Here is a 19,552-nt window from a genome sequence, read left to right on the forward strand (position 1 = left end):
ACTGGAATGAGTGTCAATTAATTACATTACTTAACTGGAGATCGCATCAATAGCCCATGTGTATGACAGTGTTTCACTGTGAACGCCAGCTTCGTGCGTCTCTACAATACCGCCCAGTCAGCCGTATGTGCCAAGTCTGGTTGAGAACCCGTCGGTATTTGATTTGCTGAAGTCGATACCGGCAATACTACTAGTTGTCGCGCCTGTCATCAGGGAATTGCTTCAGACACTGACCAAGAGAAACAGACGATATTGCTGGATATGTTAGTTTACATAATACAAAGAGTGCCGCGCTTACCTTGCATCGTCACGTTTAGCTGTGGCTGAACCGTGTGCGGACATACGATGCAAGGGCATTAAAATTTTTCTTGATCTTCTCAGCGGCTGCGATCTGTTTAGCATTCTTTTTTCGTAGCTTCGCCTCTTTCGCCAGCATCTTGAATGCTTCTTCAATTCCGATGCCTGCCGCGTTTGCCATCATCAGCGCTGTGTCGTAGTCGGGTAGGGTCTTGGCTTTTGCGTAGCTTTCCAGTGTTTTCTGTGGCACTCCCCACTCCTTCGCTTTTGCATTGATGGATGCACCATCCAATGCTTTCACTATTAAATCAGCGTAATTCATAGAAATCTTTCATTGGTTGATTAGCCGAATTCAGCTAATATGAACTCACTTAGCCGATTTCGGCTAAGTAGAAATCTGCTAGTGAGTAAACAATAGCACATCCATTTAATCCGTCTAGAGGCGAGAAAACCATGAAAAGCAGAATCCAAGTTTTACACGTTGTAACCAATGCAGGCCGTTCGAAAAAAACTGGTAACGACTACGACATGCGCATGGCGCAATGCATCGTTCATAAGGTTGACGGTGAGGGCGTTGTTGTTCCGCTGGTTGGCGAGTTGTTGCTCCCAAAGCAGTACATGGACATCAAGCCGGGCCTGTATGACGTTGAATTTGAGGTTGCCATTTCGCAGCAAAAACGCGTCGAGTCTGCTGTTGCGGTCATGACCTTGGTGGCTGAGCCTAAGCCTGCTGCAAACGTTTCTCAGGCTCCTAAGGCGGCTTAATTATGACCTCCTTCCTTGTCAAGTCTCAGCTCGATCTGTTGCGTGATGCGGCCGTGGTTTCAGTGCTTGCCGGTGAGATTATTTTTCTCACGATCAGCTTGGCTGGCGGCATGGCAGGGGAGTGGTAAATGACCGTCTACGTGCTCACCTGTACACAAGACACTGTCCCTGATGTCAGTGTGGTGGGTGCGGCTTCATCTCAGGTGTGTACCGGCACTGTCGGCTATGTCGAGTACACGTCTTCCATATTCGTGCCGTTGTCGGTGGCCGATTCCATGCAAATCACTGGTGCTATGGCACTGCTCTGGGGTGCTGCGTGGCTTTTCCGACATCTTACTTTCTTCATCTCTACTAAAGGAAATTCCCATGAAATCGAAACTTGAATTTTTGCGTGCTCTGGCTGCTAAACAGCTTAATCGCGCTACTGCCGCCACCACTGTGATCGCTGTAACCGCGTCGGCTACCGGCTTGGCGCATGCTGACGGCGGTCCTGACGTGTCGGCTGTCGTGACTTACATCATGGGCGGTCTGGCTGCTATCGCGCTGATCGGCGTCGCCAAGATGACTATCGCGGCTGCTCCTGCTGCGTACCAGTCGCTGATGGGTTTTATCAAGAGCCGTTAATTCGGTTTCTGTGTGGCCGTGGGGCGGGGCTTGCGCCTCGTCCCTTTTTTTTATCCGATTGGAAAACATCATGGCTGGATACATCGTTTTTATCGCTTATGCCGGTGCGTTCTGGATTCTCTTTTCATGAGTAGCATTTTCAAGCGAATTTTTGTCGGCGTGTGCATTTCGCTGGTGATGATGTGCGTGCATAAGCCGTCTCACGCGGCCGGATATTCTTGGTCGGGGTCGCAGCATGCTGGGTCGGGAGCAACGCCTTCGGCTGCTTGTGCGTCTGTGATTGCGAATATTCATAATCCGATATTTGTGTTTTTGAAAATCGTATCGATTGATGATACTCATGCCGATTGCTACCAGCAAAACACGGCTGATAAGTCGTACGGCGTGATTGATCGCCTCATTCGCGTCGGCGCTGCTCCTATTTGTACAGCTGGAACGGTTGTTAATTTCTCTCAGCAAACCGCGACCATGAATCCGAATAAGTTTGGTGGCTATAAGTCTCAGCGGCCTATTCCTAGTGATGATAGCGGCTGTGCTTTGTCTAATGTGACGCCTATCGATTGTTACTCTAGGGGTGAAAGTGACACGATGCCATATAGTTTGTATTGTGATTTCACTGGTATTCAGACTGGTCAATCGGTTAGCTATCACGATGCGTTTTCTCCGCCGGATGGACCAACGATTCCGCGCAATTCGCCTATGGGTGATCCGACTAATCAGGGCTGTCCCGCTGGTACGTCGAACGTTGGTACAGATGCTGCTGGTGGTGGAATTTGTTCTGGCGGTGGAACGTCTCCTATCGTGCCAGACAAGACCACTGGAACCGGCGCTGTGACCTCTACGACGAATCCAGATGGATCGACTACGACCAAGGGCACTACGTCTAATTCAAATACAGATGGCAGTACGACTACAAATACTACGACGTGTACCACTGGTACGGATGGCGGTAAGACTTGCACTACGAGCCAGAACACTGGCAATACTCCATCCGGCAATGCTGGTAAAAGCGACGGTAATCCTGATGAGAATAAAAATGATCTGTGCAAGCTCCATCCAGAACTGAATGTGTGCAAAAACTCTCAAGTGACAGGTGCGGCGTGTTCGGGTTCTGGCGTTGGATCGGCCTGTACTGGTGATGCAATTCAGTGTGCAATTTTGCGTCAACAGCAGCTTGAATACTGCGGTAACGCTGTTCCTAACAAGTTGACTCAGGTCGGGCAGGCTGCGATTGATGGCACTGATAACGTTCAAGACCCTTTTAAAAACGCCACTACGGTCAATGTCTCGATGTTTGACACTTCCGATTCAATCCGTGGTGTTTGCCCTGCGCCTGCCGTTGTGGCGCTGCCTATGGGCGGCTCTTTCAACATTCCTTTCGATGCTATATGCGGCTTTGCCGCCATTCTGAAACCAATTCTCATTGCCGTCGCAGCTTTCACTGCGCTCATTTTTGTCTACGGGGGAGTCTGATATGCCTATCGTCCTTTGGCTTGGCCCACTGATTGCCGGTGTGCTGGTGTCTGTCGCTGAAAACCTTGTCTATCGTGTGTTGGCCGCATTGGCGATTGGCGCGGTGACCTTTACCGGCGTCTCTGCGCTGGTCACTCAGGTGAGAGCGTTCATTTTTCAGAACCTCGCAAACGTTGGTCCTGTGATGGACCTGATGGGCCTGTTCGGTTTTGGCATCGTCATCAACATAGGGCTATCCGCTGTCGTCATGCGGCTTACGCTGTCCGGTCTGTCTGCTTCTGGCTCTCTCACAAAAACACTGACAAAGGGGAAGTCGTAATGCCTTATCTGCTCATTACTGGCGCTGTCGGTTCGGGTAAATCGCTGATGGCTATCGATCTGCTTCGCAGCAAGGAATTCATGCACCAGGTGGATGGCGTGATGGTCCCGCGTCCTCTGTATGTGTCAGGTGTGCCGGAACTGAAATTGCCTTTCACTGCTCTTGACCCTAACGAACAAGTTACCGGCGGCGATTTGCTGATGGAGCGTGAGATATCGCCGTTGATCGATTTGCCAAAAGGCGCTGTCGTGTTCATCGATGAGTGCCAGCGTGTCTTCCCGCCTCGCTCTTCCACCAAAACGCCGCCTCCGAATGTTCGTTACTTTGAAGTGCATCGCAAGCTCGGCCATGACGGTATTCTTGTTACGCAGCACCCCGGCCTGCTTGACCCGAACGTTCGCAAACTCGTTAGCCGGCACATTCATGTGGTGCGTGTTCTCGGCCTGAATCGCGCGACGTTGTTTGAGTGGACGAAGTGCGGCGACCCTGATTCAAAGGCGTCCCTCAAGACTGCGTTGCAGCGTGGTTACGCCTATCCCAAAGACGTGTTCAATCTCTACAAAAGCGCTGAGATACACAACATCAAAAAACGTATCCCGAAAATCGTTTATATGATTCCGTTGCTACTCGCTATTGGTGTTGGCAGTGTCGTGGCGGCGGTCAAGTATATGAAGCATCAATCGGACTCACTGGATAAAAATCATGCTAATTCTGGCTCTGATACAGCTACTAAGGCACCTTCGCAAACGACGACTGACGGCAAAAAATACCTAGACCCTGCGGCTGATGCTAAGGAATACGTGTTCATGCGCTCCCCGCGTGTGGCAGGGCTTCCGGCAACTGCTCCTGCCTATGATGAGGTGACCAAACCGGTTACGGCGCCAGTGCCGGCCGCTTGCATTTCGAATCACGATAAATGCAGTTGTTTCACCCAGCAAGCAACGCCAATGAACGTGCCGGACCTGCTGTGTCGCGACATCGTTGCTCGTGGCTACTTCGTTGATTTTGACGACAAGGGCGGTAATAACAGGCGTTCTGAACCCTTGCTTGCTCGTGCTGATGCCGGTGCAAGACCTGTCTCGCCAAACGGTTCTGTGGCTGTTTCTGGACCGTCTGTGGTGTCGTTTGAAACTGAGGATGGTTACGGCATCCTTGGTAAGCGTACTGGTCGCCCTGTGGGGACAAAATGATGGAGCAAATTTCTCTTGCTGACTTGCAGCAGGCTTTCAAGTTGTTGGGCCTGTATGTAGGTGGCGCTGGGTTCGTGATGGGCCTGATGTCTGCTCGGCCTTTGACCTGTGTTCTTGAGCGTGTGCATCATCGCTTGCTTGTTTATCGCCGCTTTCTCTCACGTAATAAACGTGATGGCTCGTAGTGATGAGGTCATTGCACGATATCTTCACCTGTGACTTACCTGGTGTGACTGGTCCAGGGTTCGTCACACCAGCTCAGTCACAGTGTGACAGACCTGGTGTGACTCAGCCGGCGCGTGTCACAGGCGCTCGGTCACAGTTATTGCTCTCTCTTTTCCCCGGTATTGATTTGTTTGGGCGCGGTTTCGAGGAGGAGGGATTTTCTGTTGTTCGTGGTCCTGATCCTCTGTTTGGCGGCGATATTCGTGCTTTTCATGTTCCTCCAGGTCGTTTCGATGGTGTGTTCGGTGGTCCGCCTTGTCCTGATTTTTCTAAAGCGCGTCGTAGCGCTCCTACTGGTTACGGATTGGAGATGATCAGAGAGTTTGAGCGCGTTGTATGTGAGTCCCGGCCTGACTGGTGGCTTATGGAAAATGTCCCCGGGGTTCCTGATCTTCATATTGATGGCTATTCGCACCAACGTATTGATTTGAACGCTCGAGAGGTTGGTTTGGACCAGAATCGGCACCGCCATTTTCAGTTTGGTCACCGCGATGGTTTGGTTATCACTGTTCCTCGTGGTCCGAAGTCAACGACTTTCCAGCCTTGTTGCGTAGCTTCTGAGGGTGCTCAGATGGGTCGTCGTGACTGGGAAAAATTTTGCGGTCTTCAAGGTTTAACTCAGGCTCCTTCGCTTGATCAGTTGACTTTATCTGCTAGGTATCGCGCTGTTGGTAATGGCGTGCCTGTAAATATGGCGAGAGCCTTGGCTCGTGCGATCTTGCGTGCGTCTTCGCCTGATGCGGTCCGGTTGTGTGGTTGTGGTTGTGGTCGTCCTGTTGAGGGTAAGGCTATTTATGCCATTCCTGCTTGCCGTAAGCGTGTGCAGCGTCGAAGTGTGACTGACCTGGTGCAACTGGCGGTCGGTGGGTCACTGTGACTCGGCGCCTGTGACTTGGCCAGGGTGAGTCACACCAGGTCTGTCACGGTTGGTGAGTAGAGACGGCCCGCAGGGCAAAATATCCCCATCTGAGCAAGACCAAAGGTTTTTATAGCTGGTGTTCTGTGCAAGTGCAGGTAGTCGCGACAAGGCGACGCAAGGGGGATTTTTAGTCGTGCAGTCCGCAGGCGGTGGGGAAGGGTAGAGGTGCATCACGTAATAACCCCTCGCTCACACTGATGACGGTTTTGACGTTGGGTTGTAGTTGAAGAGGTGCGGTGTGTAGCGAGGCCGCATAACGCTGCCCCCCGCTCGCGCGGGGTGAGGTTGCGGCGGCGCGAAGCGCCGCTAAACTTGTATTACGGACACTTAAGAACACAAGGCAAACAAAGGGGTTTCAGCCGATAGGCAAATGAAGTTGACTTTCAGAAGTTCAGATTTTTGCAGCAGACATAAAAAAGCCCCGCAGTGATCGAAACACTGCGGGGCCACCGATAAACCAGTTACAGCTGGAGTACCGTATGACCGAATTTCACCTCGATTCAATTGAGTCGTCAAGCTCTTTCGTTACAACCCCTCAAGAAAAACCACACTGGTGGTCTGATGACGGCAACGGCTGGCAGGATAGCTATACAGCTCGTCAGCGTATTTTTGCCAACGGCCAGCAGGAAATAACGATATCCAAGGAAAAACACTTCATAGGCCGTGAAATGCTGCCGCTGCCGGTCTCAAAGCGTGGTACGTCTGAGAAGCGTGAGCGCAATGAGGCTGATGCTGGTCGTCGTGCAAAAAAGAATGTGCGCTTGTGCTGCAAGGAGATAAACGCTGACCGCCTTGTTACGCTAACGTACCGTGAAAACATGACGGACCGTGATAGGGCGCTGAAAGACTTCAAGGCGTTCGTCAGGCGTGTGGGTAAGGTCAAAGATTTTCACTATGTCGCGGTCATTGAGCAGCAAGAGCGGGGCGCAATTCACTTTCATGTGGCGGTCCATGGTCGCCAGTCATACACCCTCCTGCGCTCGATCTGGCAATCCATAGTCGGCCTCGGTCAGACCGGCCAGCAAATGGGGCAGGCTAACGTTCGTGACCCACACAAATTCGGCTTCGGCAGGAATGGTGCGCACAAGCTAGCTGCGTATATTGCCAAGTATGTGGCAAAGGAGATGGACTGCCGCGACATCAATCAGAAGCGGTATTTTCGCTCCAGGGGGATTGTGCTGCCAGAGGTGAACACATGGCGTATTTCCTCGACGGACATGCTCGGTGCTGTCCAAACAGCCTTTGCTGTGGCTGCTGAATTCGGCCTCGATGGTGTGCAGACATGGTGTAACAACGCATTGCAAACGGTCTGGTTGGCTACAGCGCCAAGGTCTGGGCCTCCGGTAAATCTGTGTCCTTTCTGAGTATTGCTATAAAATAACTTTTTCGTTACAGCGAATGGGAATGTTATGCGTGGTGCTTGGTGTCTCAGTTTTTCTCTTGTGTGCCTGTTTGCGAATGCTCAGACAGGCGATTTTAAACGTCGAGATGATGAGTTCGCTAGAATGCTTGCTCAATCTGATCAATCGAAACAGTTTGAGCGTTGCTCTGAAGTTAAAGCCGATCTAGTTGAGCGTAAGGCTGCTCTAGATCGGCATTCTGAGCTACCTCAGCCTGCTGTGTTACGGCGTGCTATGCAGCTGTCGTATGATCAGCGCTTGAGAGCTTATCAATCTGCGTGCCCAGAGCGTTAGACGTTTGCTTGCTTTAGCGTCATCTCAGTGATGTCTTTACGAACCTCCGGGGCTGTGCTTTTCGGTTTCAGCGCTGGAAGCAGGATGATCTGGCCGTTATCGACTAGTCCAAGTTTCTTGCGTAGTGGCGCGATCCCCATCTGCCACATGATGTGTTCATGCTCCATGTTTTGAAGCCGGAGCAGTTCCGGTACCCAGAACGGTATTTTTTCTCTGCCAGTCAGCCAGTCTTTGATGCATCGTTCGCTCCGGCGTAGCCGGTGGGCCAGTTGATTGAGCGGTATGCCCATTGCCCAGTATTTCAGTTCCTCAGGATTCCCGTAGCGTTTGTTCGGATACAGCATATTGTTATTTCCCTCTAGTTATAAAAAATGCCCGCATGCTTGGTTGCACGTGGGCATTAATTATTTACTAAGTGGCGGCACTCTTTATTTTACATAATACAAATTATGCGAAGATGTGGTAGTTTACTTTTACTGGATGTTGCGTTAAACAACTGGTATGCGTATTAGTTGCCTCAGCACAATCTGCATAAATGGCATCTTTCCTTGTTGCTCATTTTGTTTAATCGGCGTCGTTCCGCCGTCTATCGCGTCTGCCATCCCAAAGTTCATTGCTTTGTCTTTCCTGGCGCCACCTTCGGGCCAGCGTGCTGCTGATTCTTGGACTGCGTCCTCTGACGACTTCCTTCTCGGTGACATCGAAAACTGGTCCTGTGTATCGACAATAATGTGGCTTCACAATCTGTAACAAAATTGATAATTAAGCGATGTTAGACTCCGAAAATGTTAATTCCTATTTTCGAAGTTCGGCTGCGGCTACGGAAGGCAAGTTGTTATATATATGGTGCCGTTCGCTACTCCATACGCTTATCTGGTTATACCTGCCTCATATGGTTGTTGGCAGCTTGCGCTGTTACTTCGACCGGTTCAACGATAGATGCTGACAAAGTGACTGCGCTTTCGATAAGTACGCCAGCGACTTCAGGTGGTATATCTGCAGCTAGCTCACTTCCCAAGCAGCCTATCGATCACGAATTGTGGCTTCCACCGGCGTCCGATAGCTTGTCGAGTCTATCGCCAGGACGCTTGGAGATGCCGAGCAAAGATACTCATCCTGATAGCGATGTCGGCCCACCTGCCAGCCTCGGTATTTTCATTGAGCGCGGTAAGGCATCTTGGTACGGTGCAGGTTTTAAGGGACATAAAATGGCCAACGGCGGACGCTACAATATGTATGCGATGACTGCGGCGCATCCAAACCTGCCGTTGCAAACATGGGTGCTGGTACACAACCTGCGTAACAATAAGACAGTGATACTCCAGGTAACTGACCGCGGCCCATATACTGGAAAACGCATCCTTGATGTCTCCTACGCCGCAGCGAAGCAATTGGATTTCATCGCCAAAGGCACCACCGAAGTCGAAATCTATAAATTGGACAACAATCACGGCAAACAGCTGGATTCAGATATTCGGCTGCAGTAAGTCAAACTACAACGTGACTCGCGGTGCGATATCACGTGCAAGATTGCCCGGATATTGCGGACGCAAAGAATAGCCGGCCAGCGTGCGTTGAATCACACCAGCTACGCTGCCCGCAGCAGCGCAAAAACCTGCACGGCAAGCAGAGGCGAATCAGACGGCAGAAGACGGTGATGTTTAGCAAACTGCGAACCGTCAAATACCTTAGGACGATCCAGAATGAAAACCAGCTATCGGTCGGCTCTGCGGAGGGTGACGCGGATCTCCCGTGTACATCTGGAAGGATTGGAAGAAAAGGTGGCGAAAAAAATGGCCTGGATATCGCTATCCAGCCCGGCCTTTTCTAGGTTTTAGTGCTACCGGTCTAACGTTAATTCGGGATGTGTTGCTAGTCCATCTTGCAAATCATTGAGCACGCGCTGATGAGCTATCCATTTGATATCGGCCCACACTGGCAAACCGCGCTTGCGGGAGGATTCCTGATACAAGATCGCCAAACCAAAGCCGCAAGCCACACCTGTGAATAAGGCCACAACCACAAAAAAAATAAGCGGCACGCCACTTGATGAGAAAAATGCATACCAAGTGAACGTACCCCATACGATACAAAGCCAAGGGGAAAATAAACAAACATTCGACACAATGGTAGCTAAATGAGGTGGTGGAACTTGAATTCCCGCACGCCAAAGTAGCCGATGCAATGGTGGCGCATAGCTATAACGCCATAAATCCGTCTTCGCCAGTACTGCCAACGCAGTATGAATATTTGACGAATACGGGACAGTCTCTGCGTGATGGATGGCAGTCATTTTAATATTTTTCAATTACGCCAGCCTAATCTGGTTATTTGAATGAAGCTTTCGTTTTCTCTAAAAATCTGCATGAAGCAGGTGCCGGTAGAAATCATCTAGGGGTCAAGCTTTGATTCGTGCCGTATAGCTTGGACTTCTTACTGATCGGTAGTTACTTGCGTAAATTTCGTCATGCTGGTGGCGACAACTTCATCGACCACAATGAGCGAAGCGGCATATGCAATGGTGCGCTGATAATCCGGCATACAGGGATGCACATCGAACGCCAGATTCACCAAGCTGTTTTTATAGCGCTTCAGATTCTTTAGGGGATCACCCGACTTCGTCAGTACTAAATAACGCCTCATAGTGTTGACGATTTTTTCAACAGCAAACTCGACGGATTCACCATACAGTGACAGAGTCGCCAATCCCAAAATTCTCTGGATACTTTCATCAAGTATCGGATCGTCCAGATATTTTTCCATTTGAAAATCTCCAAATCACTATTAACAGCAATATCATTGCCGAAGTGACCTCATACGGTCCAATGTCAAAAAATGTCATTTTTCAATTGTTTTCAAATAAAATTCCATGGGAAAAATAAACGTCTGTTTCCGTACACATCCACGTCCGATGCCTCAATGCGACTTGCTACACCTATGAATGACGTCGCAACCGAAAATACAGCGTGGCATCTTTATTTAATAGAGTGTGAGGATGGCTCCATCTACACCGGAATCACAGTGAATGTACAAGCGCGTTATGCTGCGCATGTCAGCGGTAAAGGAGCAAAATACACAAAATCGCACCGCCCTCTTCGACTATTGAAGAGTATTGAGTATCCGGATAGATCATCAGCTTCAAAAGCCGAGTATCAGATTAAACGTTTGAAGGCCAAGGCAAAGTGGGCTTTGTGCCACGAGAGCGTCATTGAACAAGATCTGTAATAAAATTTTCCAGATTTCACCTCATGAATAGTCCCATTACTGCAAGTCGCCATGCCATGAGCAGCAACCCCATTTCCAATATAAAAACGGGAAGTGAGGTGGTTTTGTATGCACGGGCCGGCACTGCCGTAGTTTTGTTATGGTCAGCGGCCGCCTCCTCGTTGACGACCAGAATATGACATCTAGTCCTGGTGCGAATCCGATGCTTGCGGCCGGCAATAATCTCCGTGAAAACGGAATTGACTATGTCACTTGCTGCAGCGACAGTGCGACGCCCTATTCCTTTTTCTGAAAGCTTCTTTTAAATGCATGCGCGCTCGGTTGGCAGAGACCGGGCTCCGCAAACAAATTCACGCAGGATTTTGTTACGTCCCGGTTTTTCGTATCGATCTTGTTCATTTTCAGACGACAGCCAACATCAAATGTTCGAGTGATGCTATGCGGGTTTTACTCTAATCTCAATGTCATCGCCAAGTCGATTTAGGCAATCCATCAATTTCCGCTCGGGCAAGTTAGTAAAGTCGCCGCGCATCATGTCGGAAACCTTCGGCTGGGTAATGCCCATCCGTTTGGCTGCGGCTTGCTGAGTCAGTTCAAGGCGGCGCATCATTCCTGTTCTCGACGACCAACGCGACAAGACTATTGAGCAGTTAAATATAAATCGCACACTCCGCCTAAAACATGGCTTACGACAGGACGAGGCGACACTATGAAAATAATCAAAGCCCTATAAGGTCATCCGCTTTGCCGACGCCCAAATCTCGAACTATTTTTGGTCAGCTCTATATATTTATTGCGTAATAGTTTCGATTAATTTTACTCACTGTCGGCTTGGTAGTTATTTGACAATAACGTGTCTTGAACCAGTGATGACGCTCACCGGCCCAAGAGAAAATTCATAGAGTCCCCCTCGCTATCCTCCCGTGCAATCCACTTGATTTTAGATTTTTCAAGATGTCTATTGACAGTTCATTTTGCTCGTCCTAGTATTGTCGACATCTGACATATCAGATGACGACAAGGAGCAACAGATGAATGACCGGGCAATTGACGTTAGAAAAGTTAAGGACCTGCACTGCGATGTCCTGGTGATAGGCGGTGGCGCAGCGGGAGTTGCAGCGGCGGTCACCGCCCGGCGCCAGGGTTTGCGCGTGGTGCTGCTGGAACGCTACGGCTTTTGTGGAGGGGGGGCTGTTGCGGGACTGTCAGGCACGGTATGTGGGATGTATTTGGCAACAGATCGGATCGGCGCGAAACCAGAAACCGTAGTGTTTGGCTTCGCTGAAGAGTTCTGCAAGATGCTGGAGGACCGAGGAGGACTCGGTCCCCCATTGCGCTACGGGAAAACGTGGACGCGCGTCCATGATCCGCTGGTATGGCGAGATACTGCGGACGCGCTGCTGATGGCAATCGGTGTTCAGGTGATCTTTCATGCTGTCGCCATCGGCACTCTGCTCGACGGCAAAGAGCGCGTCGAAGGCGTCCAGGCATGGACCAAGCAAGGTCCGTTGACGATTCGCGCCCAAGTAACCATTGATGCGAGCGGCGACGCCGACCTGGTGGCGATGGCGGGATTTGATAGCTTCGTCGGCGACCATGGACACGTACAGAATCCCACCATGATCTTTCGCCTGCTTGGCGTGGACGTCGAACGTTTTACCGCAACTTATGGCGACGACACGATCATGGGCGAAGCCGTATCCGCACTGATACGTGAACGCCAGTCGGCAGGCGACAACCTTCCCCGCTCGAAAATCTGGCTATTTCCGACCACGCGCCCAGGCGAGCTGCTGTGCAATTGCACCCGGATAACTGGCGATGACGGCCGCGAGCTCAATCCGCTTTTCTATCGCGATTTCACCGATGCAGAACTGAATGGCCGGCGCCAGGTGAGTGCATATGCCGAGTTCTTCAAGAAATATGTTACCGGATGCGAAAACGCCTTCATCAACGACACCGGTGTTCAGGTCGGTGTACGCCAGACCAGGCAGATCGAGGGCGTCACGAAACTGATGAACAACGATGTACTGGCGGCGCGCAAATTTTCCGACGCCATCGCACGTTCTCCCTGGCCAATTGAACTGCACAGTGGCGCCAGGCCGAAGGTCGAATGGATTATGGACGACTACTACGAAGTGCCCTACTCCTGCTTCGTTCCCACGCGTGGCGAAGGCTTGCTGGTGGCTGGGCGATGCCTCTCAGCGGAACACGAGGCAGTGGCATCGGCACGCGTTACCGCCCAATGTTTTTCCTACGGCCATGCGATTGGGCATGCCGCATCTCTTGCTGTTCGACAAAAAATCGAACCGCGCACCGTAGATCCCCAGGAAATCCGCGAAGCACTCGAAAAGAACGGTGCGCAGTTGTTTTAAATAACACAGATTAATCAATATCAAAGGAGAAATTGCTAATGATCATTAACAACATCGGTCAAGTTCGTCACCTGACCCTGAATCGTCCAGCGCGTCGTAACGCACTCGACAGCAAGGCGATCGAAGAACTGAAAGATGCACTGCAGGCAGCCGACAGGGATCCTGCTGTTCGGGCAATTGTCCTGTCTGGCGCCGCACCGGCCTTCTGCTCCGGCAGCGACTTGAAAGAATTAAGCACAATGTCGATTCAAGAGATGTGCGATTCAGAATTGGTGACCGCCGAAGTGGCGCGATCAATTGCCGGGCTGTCCAAGCCGGTGATTGCCGCTGTAGAAGGTTTTGCACTTGGCGGCGGCTTTGTTCTCGCCATTTCCTGCGACGTCGTGGTTACCGCTTCAAACGCGCGATGGCATCTTCCCGAAGTGCCGAACGGCTGGCTGCCGCCATGGGGACTTCAAGCATTGCTTGCACGTGTCGGCGCGGTCCGTGCGCGGCTTCTTACCTGGGCCGCTGACCCGATCGACGGTAATGAAGCACACCGTCTCGGCGTTGCAGACTACCTGACGCAAGCAGGCAACGCCGATCAGGATGCACTGGCATTGGCACAACGGCTGGCCGCATTGCCTGCCGAGGCGATTACTTCAACAAAACGCTTCTTCGAGCCTTTTGTCACTCACGATGGAGAGCGGCTCGATCGCCTGGCGACCCAACATTTTGCAAGCAATTGCGAAGGCGGCACTGCACAAGCCCTTCTCTCAAAATTCAAGGTGAAATCGTGAGCAAAATATTATCTGCAGCGCAAGCAGTAGCATCCATCAAGGATGGACAAACCGTCGCATCCGTCGGCGTGATCGGCTGGGTAGTTCCGGATGCCACGTTATCGGCGCTTGGCAAGCGTTTCCGAGAAACCGCATCGCCGCGCAATCTGACATTTTATTTTCCATGCGGAACCGGAGATGCGGTTGATATCCGCGGCATGGACCACGTTGCCCAGGAAGGATTGATGAAACGGATTGTTTCGGGATCCTACATCAACCCGGTCGATCCACGGACCGGGAAGCGCCCGGCGCTCATGCAACTGATCCAGGAAAATCGGATTGAGGCGTATTCATGGCCGATTGGCGCCTCCATGCACTGGTTGCGCGAGGTGGCTCGCAAGAGTCCGGGTTATATCACGCGGGTAGGACTCGGCACCTACGCCGATCCGGATAATGGCGGCGGCAAGTTTACCAACTGTTGCGAAGATAATCTGATTCAAAAGATTCGCCTGAACGGCGAAGAGTTGCTGTTCTACCCGACCTGGTCAGTAGACGTCGCCATCATTCGCGCCAGCAGCGCCGACGAGTTCGGCAATCTTTCCTTTGAAGATGAACCGCTGGTGTCGTCCAGCCTGGCGCTGGCTCTTGCGGCCAAGGCCAGCGGCGGCCAGGTAATTGCGCAGGTTCGCAGAATCGTACCGCGCGGCGAGCGTCTGGCTACCGCCATCCGGCTGCCAGGCATGTTTGTCGATACGCTGGTAGTAGAGCCGGACATGATGATGAGTACCGATACGCCATACAACGATGCCTACTTGCATCCGAATGGCCCCCGCACCGGTCTGCCCGAGATCCCGTTCGGGCCGGACAAGGTGATTGCTCGCCGTGCTGCGATGGAAGTGCGTAAACATGAGCTGTCGATTTTCGGCTTTGGCGCAGCTGCGGATGTACCATTGGTGATGGCTGAACAGGGACTGATCGATCCGGAAACAGGTTCGGACGACTACTGGTTCACAACCGAACACGGTTCATATGGAGGAATCGTGATGAATGGCTGGCAGTTCTCCGCCAATCTTCATCCGCAAGCGCTGATCGACGGCGTCACGCAATTCGATGTGATCGATGGCGGTTTGTGTCGCTTCGCCGCCCTGGCATTCGCCGAATACGATTCGCACGGTACCGTCAATGTCAGCAAATTCGGCAAGGTCAATCCAGGCGCCGGTGGTTTCATCGATATTGCGAAAAATGCCCAGCGCTTGGTATTTACCGGTTCTTTTACCACCGGCGGCCTGGACATCGGCTACGACGGCGGATGCATGACGATTCGTCAAGAAGGCAAGGTCAGCAAGTTCGTCAATACGGCGCAAAGCATCACTTACTCGGTAGGAAAGGGAGTTGCCGTAGGTCAAACTGCCCTGATCGTCACCGAACGCGCCGTCTTTGAAGTGACCCGGGAAGGCCTGGTGCTGATTGAAATTGCCCCCGGCGCCGACCTGCAGCGGGACATCCTCGACCATATGGCTTTCGCGCCACACCATATCCTGGATCCGCTGCCACTGATGGATGCTTCGTTATTTGATCCTGCACCGGGCGGAGGTATTTAATCGAAGCGTTCAGGCTAGGAGTCAGTTCTGAAGAAAGGATTTGCTGTCGCGGCAAATCACATATCGAGACAAATTACCGGTAAAGCAGTACTCAGCATGGGGGCCTGCTTTGCGCGATGTTCGCGCCGCTTCCGGTAACTCGCACATCCCTGCCCGACGGATTGGCAGGAAAATATACGGGCCGGCATAACGGCCCCGGAGGAGACAAAGATGAAATTCCGCTGGTTTATAGTTTTCATGTTATTCCTTGCTTGCATGATCAGCTATCTTGATCGTGCAGCACTCTCGGTTGCCGCACCATTAATCGCCAAAGAGTTTAATTTGGATCCGGCACATCTAGGCATCGTCTTCAGCGCATTTTTTGTAGGTTATGCTCTGTTTTGCTTTATCGGCGGATGGGCGGCCGACCGTTTTGGCGCAAGACGGGTGCTGATTGTAGCGATCGGTTTGTGGTCGATTTTCTGCAGCCTGACGGCGGTTGCTTCCGGCCTCCTCAGCCTGCTGGTTATCCGGGTCGTGTTTGGCGCTGGCGAAGGTCCCTTGGCCACCTGTATCAACAAGATAATCAGTGGCTGGTTCGATCGCAAGGAACAGACTACCGCGGTTGGATTTGCCAATTCGGGCCTGCAACTGGGCGCCGCACTTGCAGGACCTGTGATCGGACTGATGGCTGTCCATTGGGGCTGGCGCATACCCTTTGTTATCATCGGTGTGGTTGGCTTGCTATGGGTGCTGATGTGGACGATATTCTCCTCCGACCGGCCAGAAGGAAACCGCTGGATTCGCGGTGCCGGAAAATTGCCGGCATCGGAAAAATCCCCCTGCGATACCGCTGAAGTACTCCCCAACATGCCTTTGATGGCGTATTTGAAGAGTCCGACGATTCTGGCAACCTCGCTCGCGTATTTTGGCTATGCCTATATTTTGTATTTTTTCCTGTCCTGGTTCCCTAGCTACCTGATGATGGAAAGACACTTGAGCCTGTCTTCGATGAGTATCGTGAACGTGATTCCGTGGGTGCTTGGCTTTATTGGCATCGCGTTAGGCGGCTTCATTTCCGACCTGATTTTCCGCTGGACCGGAAATGCCCTGAAATCACGCAAGATCGTGATCGTCGGCGGTCTGCTAATTGCCGCTGCCTGCGTGGCGCTAGCCGGCACCGCCGATAGTGTCGGTGCGGCGGTTGCCTTGATGGCCACCACTGTATTTTTCATGAATCTGACACTTAGCGTGTACTGGGCGATTATTCTGGATACGGTCGAACCTGGGCGCATGGGCGGCGTTGGCGGATTCATGCACTTGCTGGCCAACACCGCAGGCATTCTTGCCCCCATATTGACCGGGTTCCTGGTGCAGTGGACCAAGGTTTTCACCAGCGCATTCGTTCTTAGCGGCGGCGTCGCCTTGGCAGGTGCACTGGCGGTGGCGTTTTTTGTGCGTGCGCCCCGAGCCAGCACCGAATCCTCTGATGAGAAAAGTGTAATGGCCAAAGAACTATTGCAAAACTAATATTTGTTTGAAGCTCAAAAACGGGACAGATGTCCCGTTTTTGAGTATAACGAGGCATGCTGGAATTGACGCAACACTGTAAAATGCCGCGATGAACAATGACCTTCCAATAAAAGAAAATCCCAAATCCGAAACGCCGAATTCACCCGAGCTATTGCTGACCGATGTGGCATTCAGCCAGATTGAAGAAATGATCGTCACACGTCGCCTCCCGCCCGGATCGATGATTTCGGAAGTACAGCTTGCGGTCGAACTAGGCATGGGACGCACGCCGATACGAGAAGCTCTCCAGCGGCTGCGGCAAATCGGATTTGTGGAAATGCTGCCGCGCCGCGGCACGCTGGTTTCGGGCATAGATATCCGGCAACAACTGGAACTGCTGGAAGTCAGACGGCCCCTTGAAGAGTTGATGGCCAGGTCGGCCGCATTACGCGCGACATCGGGGGAACGTACCAATCTGCGCAGACTTGCGCAAGCAATGATTGATGCTGCCGAGCGGGAAAACATGGATGACTGGATTCACGTTGGCCGTGAAATTCACGAGGCGGAAGTTCTCGCAACACACAACAGCATGCTGGTCACCAGCATGCAGTCAATCCACGCTCAGTCAAGGCGATTCTGGTATTTTCATATTGAGCAGAATCGAGCTTACGTCGAAGGCGCCGAGTTGCATTCCAAAGTCCTGAACGCCATCGCAGAAGGCGATAGTAACGGGGCCGCCACCGCCGCGCACGAATTGATGCAGTTCATCGAGCGTTTTACTCGCTCCGCACTCGATATCTTTTGACCAGATTCTTGGATAGCCCATTCCTGGTGTACCGGGCTTGATCTTCAAGCCCGGGCAGCTACTTCTGTCCTGCATGCGGCCACTTTTGGCTGAGCTTCTCATATCCGCTAGCAAGTGCGTCCAGCAAGTGGCGCACAGCAGGAACCATCCCTCTGCGCGTAGGGAAAATCGCATGCACAAGACCTGCCCTTGAGGAAAGGTGCGGCAACAATATCCGCAATCTACCCGCCTGCACGTCATCGCCCACAAACTCCCTTGGCAGCATGACCGCGCCAGCACCTAGCGTCGCTGCAATTCGCAGACTGGACATGTCGTCTGTCGCCAATCGCGGCTTATGGAGTAACGAGTATGCTTGTCCACCGGCATCGACCAGATTCCACATATACCGCTCGCTGCTGTTGGCCATGGCGAGCGTCGGCCAGTCCTTCAGCGAATCGATCGATGCCGGGACTGCATGTTGCTCAATCAAACTTGGGCTGGCAACCAGAACCAAGGTCGACCATCCCAGGTGCCGCACCACGAGGTCGGTGTCCTCCAAAGGCGGCTGCCTCGCGCGAATCGCGAAATCCAAGCCTTCCTCGATGACTTCCACCCGGCGATTGGTTGCGTCGATCAGTACCTGGACCTGCGGATTATCTAGCGTGTATTGGGAAATGATCTCGGCGATACCGGAGTTCAGCAGTCCTACCGGACAACTGATACGAACGGTGCCTTGTGGCTTGGCGCGCGTCTGGTCCACGATCTCCTTGGCAGCCTTGGATTCGGCAACCAGCGCCAGGCAATGCTGGTGAAACTGACGGCCGGTTTCTGTCAATGACAGGCTGCGGCTGGTGCGATTGAGCAAACGTACGCCGAGTTCCTCCTCCAAGGCCCGGACCCGCCGGCTCAATTTCGACGTCTGCAGGCCGAGACTGCGTCCGGCTGCGGTGAAGCTGCCGCGCTCGACCACTTCGGCGAAAAGGCGAAGATCATTCAGATCTGAGATTTGGTCCACAAGAGTCACACCGTCAAAGTTTGTTCCGATCATTCTATCTGGAGCAATGATTCTTTGCAAAACAGGATATATGCAAACGATCGTTGCGATCCTAATATTGCCTCTATGGGTTCACGCCATCACCGACTTTGCAACCTAAGGAGGAATTAACCATGCTAAAAGTTCACGCATATGCCACGCCCAATAGTCTCAAAGTGCCGATCGCGCTTGAGGAGATGGGGCTCGACTATCAGCTCATCCCTGTCAATTTGCGCCAAGGCGAGCAGAAGACCGATATTTTCAAAGCCATGAATTCCAACCAGAAGGTGCCGGTTCTCGTCGACCGCTCCATTCTTGAAGGCACGGATGTCGTGCTGAGCGAGTCTGCGGCGATTCTGGTTTACCTCGCCGAAAAGAGTGGGCAACTTCTTCCGAAAGACATTTCCTTGCGAGGCAAGGTCTTTGAGCAGCTGTTCTTTCATGCGTCCGGCGTCAGTCCGGCGTTCCTGCAGGCATTTGTAATCGCGATCCAATCGTCGCCGCAAGCCGAAGCCCAAGCAAGGGCGCTTTCGGAGGTCGAAAGGGTTTTAGGGGTGCTCAATCACGGTCTGAAGTATCACCGATATGTCGCGGGCGATACGTACAGCATCGCAGATATTGCGCACTTCGGTTGGATTTGGCGCCACCAGGCAGTCGGGGTATCTCTCGACAAATTTCCATCCGTCAACCGCTGGTACGCAGAGATTTTGGCGCGGCCAGCTGTTGTCAAGGCTATCGAAAAAACCATGGCGCTTGCTCGATAAGCACGCCGTCCGTTCCAC

At 52.2% G+C, this 19,552-nt stretch carries 24 protein-coding genes and 1 pseudogene; 19 read left to right on the forward strand and 6 right to left on the reverse strand.

Annotated elements, in window-relative coordinates:
• Positions 1–313: 313 nt before the first annotated feature.
• Positions 314–619, reverse strand: coding sequence for a hypothetical protein (locus LT85_RS12595; protein ID WP_038489208.1), 306 nt, complete (start codon positions 617–619; stop codon positions 314–316).
• Between the two features lie 131 nt (positions 620–750).
• Between LT85_RS12595 and LT85_RS12600 the strand changes: the two genes are divergently transcribed.
• The 10 genes from LT85_RS12600 (at position 751) to LT85_RS12630 (ending at position 7,176) form a co-directional block, all read left to right on the forward strand.
• Positions 751–1,062 carry a hypothetical protein gene (locus LT85_RS12600; RefSeq protein WP_038489210.1) on the forward strand — a complete coding sequence of 104 codons (312 nt, stop codon included), beginning with the start codon at positions 751–753 and terminating at the stop codon, positions 1,060–1,062.
• Positions 1,063–1,064: 2 nt separating this feature from the next.
• Entirely contained in the window at positions 1,065–1,190 is a 126-nt protein-coding gene (locus LT85_RS27315; RefSeq protein ID WP_301280462.1) for a hypothetical protein, read from the forward strand.
• A complete protein-coding gene (locus LT85_RS26575) occupies positions 1,191–1,445 on the forward strand; it encodes a hypothetical protein (protein ID WP_156117511.1) in 255 nt (84 codons plus the stop codon).
• Complete coding sequence (locus tag LT85_RS12605) at positions 1,429–1,686, forward strand: hypothetical protein (RefSeq protein WP_038489213.1); 258 nt, start codon at positions 1,429–1,431, stop codon at positions 1,684–1,686. The genes LT85_RS26575 and LT85_RS12605 overlap by 17 nt, the downstream gene beginning before the upstream one ends.
• Before the next feature lie 126 nt (positions 1,687–1,812).
• Complete coding sequence (locus tag LT85_RS26580) at positions 1,813–3,159, forward strand: virulence factor TspB C-terminal domain-related protein (RefSeq protein ID WP_156117512.1); 1,347 nt, start codon at positions 1,813–1,815, stop codon at positions 3,157–3,159.
• A 1-nt stretch (position 3,160) separates the two neighbouring features.
• Positions 3,161–3,478, forward strand: coding sequence for a DUF2523 domain-containing protein (locus tag LT85_RS12615; protein WP_038489219.1), 318 nt, complete (start codon positions 3,161–3,163; stop codon positions 3,476–3,478).
• Entirely contained in the window at positions 3,478–4,668 is a 1,191-nt protein-coding gene (locus LT85_RS12620; protein WP_038489222.1) for a zonular occludens toxin domain-containing protein, read from the forward strand. Before LT85_RS12615 ends, LT85_RS12620 begins: the two co-directional genes overlap by 1 nt.
• Entirely contained in the window at positions 4,665–4,853 is a 189-nt protein-coding gene (locus LT85_RS26585) for a hypothetical protein (RefSeq protein WP_156117513.1), read from the forward strand. Before LT85_RS12620 ends, LT85_RS26585 begins: the two co-directional genes overlap by 4 nt.
• A gap of 140 nt (positions 4,854–4,993) precedes the next feature.
• Positions 4,994–5,770 carry a DNA cytosine methyltransferase gene (locus tag LT85_RS26035; RefSeq protein WP_172656977.1) on the forward strand — a complete coding sequence of 259 codons (777 nt, stop codon included), beginning with the start codon at positions 4,994–4,996 and terminating at the stop codon, positions 5,768–5,770.
• A gap of 521 nt (positions 5,771–6,291) precedes the next feature.
• A complete protein-coding gene (locus LT85_RS12630) occupies positions 6,292–7,176 on the forward strand; it encodes a rolling circle replication-associated protein (RefSeq protein ID WP_038489228.1) in 885 nt (294 codons plus the stop codon).
• A gap of 326 nt (positions 7,177–7,502) precedes the next feature.
• Here the strand turns inward: LT85_RS12630 and LT85_RS12635 are convergent, their stop codons facing one another.
• Positions 7,503–7,850 carry a hypothetical protein gene (locus tag LT85_RS12635; RefSeq protein ID WP_052135130.1) on the reverse strand — a complete coding sequence of 116 codons (348 nt, stop codon included), beginning with the start codon at positions 7,848–7,850 and terminating at the stop codon, positions 7,503–7,505.
• A 750-nt stretch (positions 7,851–8,600) separates the two neighbouring features.
• Between LT85_RS12635 and LT85_RS12640 the strand changes: the two genes are divergently transcribed.
• Positions 8,601–8,993, forward strand: coding sequence for a septal ring lytic transglycosylase RlpA family protein (locus LT85_RS12640; protein WP_052135131.1), 393 nt, complete (start codon positions 8,601–8,603; stop codon positions 8,991–8,993).
• Between the two features lie 265 nt (positions 8,994–9,258).
• Positions 9,259–9,402 carry a phage virion morphogenesis protein gene (locus LT85_RS27545; protein ID WP_156117514.1) on the forward strand — a complete coding sequence of 48 codons (144 nt, stop codon included), beginning with the start codon at positions 9,259–9,261 and terminating at the stop codon, positions 9,400–9,402.
• On the opposite strand, the gene LT85_RS26895 is transcribed toward LT85_RS27545, so the two are convergent.
• Both LT85_RS26895 and LT85_RS12645 read right to left on the reverse strand, forming a co-directional pair.
• Positions 9,347–9,814: a DUF6404 family protein gene (locus tag LT85_RS26895; RefSeq protein WP_172656918.1), complete on the reverse strand. Its 468-nt coding sequence runs from the start codon at positions 9,812–9,814 to the stop codon at positions 9,347–9,349. The two genes, LT85_RS27545 and LT85_RS26895, sit on opposite strands and share 56 nt — an antisense overlap.
• 125 nt (positions 9,815–9,939) lie before the next feature.
• Entirely contained in the window at positions 9,940–10,269 is a 330-nt protein-coding gene (locus tag LT85_RS12645) for a hypothetical protein (RefSeq protein WP_038489231.1), read from the reverse strand.
• Between the two features lie 174 nt (positions 10,270–10,443).
• Between LT85_RS12645 and LT85_RS12650 the strand changes: the two genes are divergently transcribed.
• Entirely contained in the window at positions 10,444–10,731 is a 288-nt protein-coding gene (locus LT85_RS12650; protein WP_038489233.1) for a GIY-YIG nuclease family protein, read from the forward strand.
• Between the two features lie 401 nt (positions 10,732–11,132).
• On the opposite strand, the pseudogene LT85_RS12655 reads toward LT85_RS12650, so the two are convergent.
• A pseudogene (locus LT85_RS12655) lies at positions 11,133–11,338 on the reverse strand (helix-turn-helix domain-containing protein); the annotation flags it as partial.
• 424 nt (positions 11,339–11,762) lie between these two features.
• Between LT85_RS12655 and LT85_RS12660 the strand changes: the two are divergent.
• The 5 genes from LT85_RS12660 to LT85_RS12680 all read left to right on the forward strand — a co-directional run bounded on the left by LT85_RS12660 (position 11,763) and on the right by LT85_RS12680 (position 17,758).
• The gene (locus LT85_RS12660; protein WP_052135132.1) at positions 11,763–13,103 is read left to right on the forward strand and encodes an FAD-dependent oxidoreductase; all 1,341 of its coding nucleotides are present in this window, start codon (positions 11,763–11,765) and stop codon (positions 13,101–13,103) included.
• 38 nt (positions 13,104–13,141) lie between these two features.
• Positions 13,142–13,882 (forward strand): enoyl-CoA hydratase/isomerase family protein, encoded by a 741-nt coding sequence (locus LT85_RS12665; RefSeq protein WP_038489236.1) that lies wholly within the window; start codon positions 13,142–13,144, stop codon positions 13,880–13,882.
• Positions 13,879–15,462 (forward strand): CoA-transferase, encoded by a 1,584-nt coding sequence (locus LT85_RS12670; protein ID WP_038489239.1) that lies wholly within the window; start codon positions 13,879–13,881, stop codon positions 15,460–15,462. The genes LT85_RS12665 and LT85_RS12670 overlap by 4 nt, the downstream gene beginning before the upstream one ends.
• Positions 15,463–15,672: 210 nt before the next feature.
• Positions 15,673–16,971: an MFS transporter gene (locus LT85_RS12675; RefSeq protein WP_038489242.1), complete on the forward strand. Its 1,299-nt coding sequence runs from the start codon at positions 15,673–15,675 to the stop codon at positions 16,969–16,971.
• Positions 16,972–17,062: 91 nt separating this feature from the next.
• Positions 17,063–17,758 (forward strand): GntR family transcriptional regulator, encoded by a 696-nt coding sequence (locus LT85_RS12680; protein ID WP_038489245.1) that lies wholly within the window; start codon positions 17,063–17,065, stop codon positions 17,756–17,758.
• Positions 17,759–17,816: 58 nt separating this feature from the next.
• On the opposite strand, the gene LT85_RS12685 is transcribed toward LT85_RS12680, so the two are convergent.
• Positions 17,817–18,752 carry a LysR substrate-binding domain-containing protein gene (locus tag LT85_RS12685; protein WP_038496063.1) on the reverse strand — a complete coding sequence of 312 codons (936 nt, stop codon included), beginning with the start codon at positions 18,750–18,752 and terminating at the stop codon, positions 17,817–17,819.
• Between the two features lie 152 nt (positions 18,753–18,904).
• On the opposite strand from LT85_RS12685, the gene LT85_RS12690 reads away from it, so the two are divergent.
• Positions 18,905–19,534 carry a glutathione S-transferase family protein gene (locus LT85_RS12690; protein ID WP_038489248.1) on the forward strand — a complete coding sequence of 210 codons (630 nt, stop codon included), beginning with the start codon at positions 18,905–18,907 and terminating at the stop codon, positions 19,532–19,534.
• The last annotated feature ends 18 nt before the right edge of the window (positions 19,535–19,552 follow it).

Origin of the sequence: Collimonas arenae (assembly GCF_000786695.1) — a bacterium.
GTDB lineage: Bacteria > Pseudomonadota > Gammaproteobacteria > Burkholderiales > Burkholderiaceae_D > Collimonas > Collimonas arenae_A.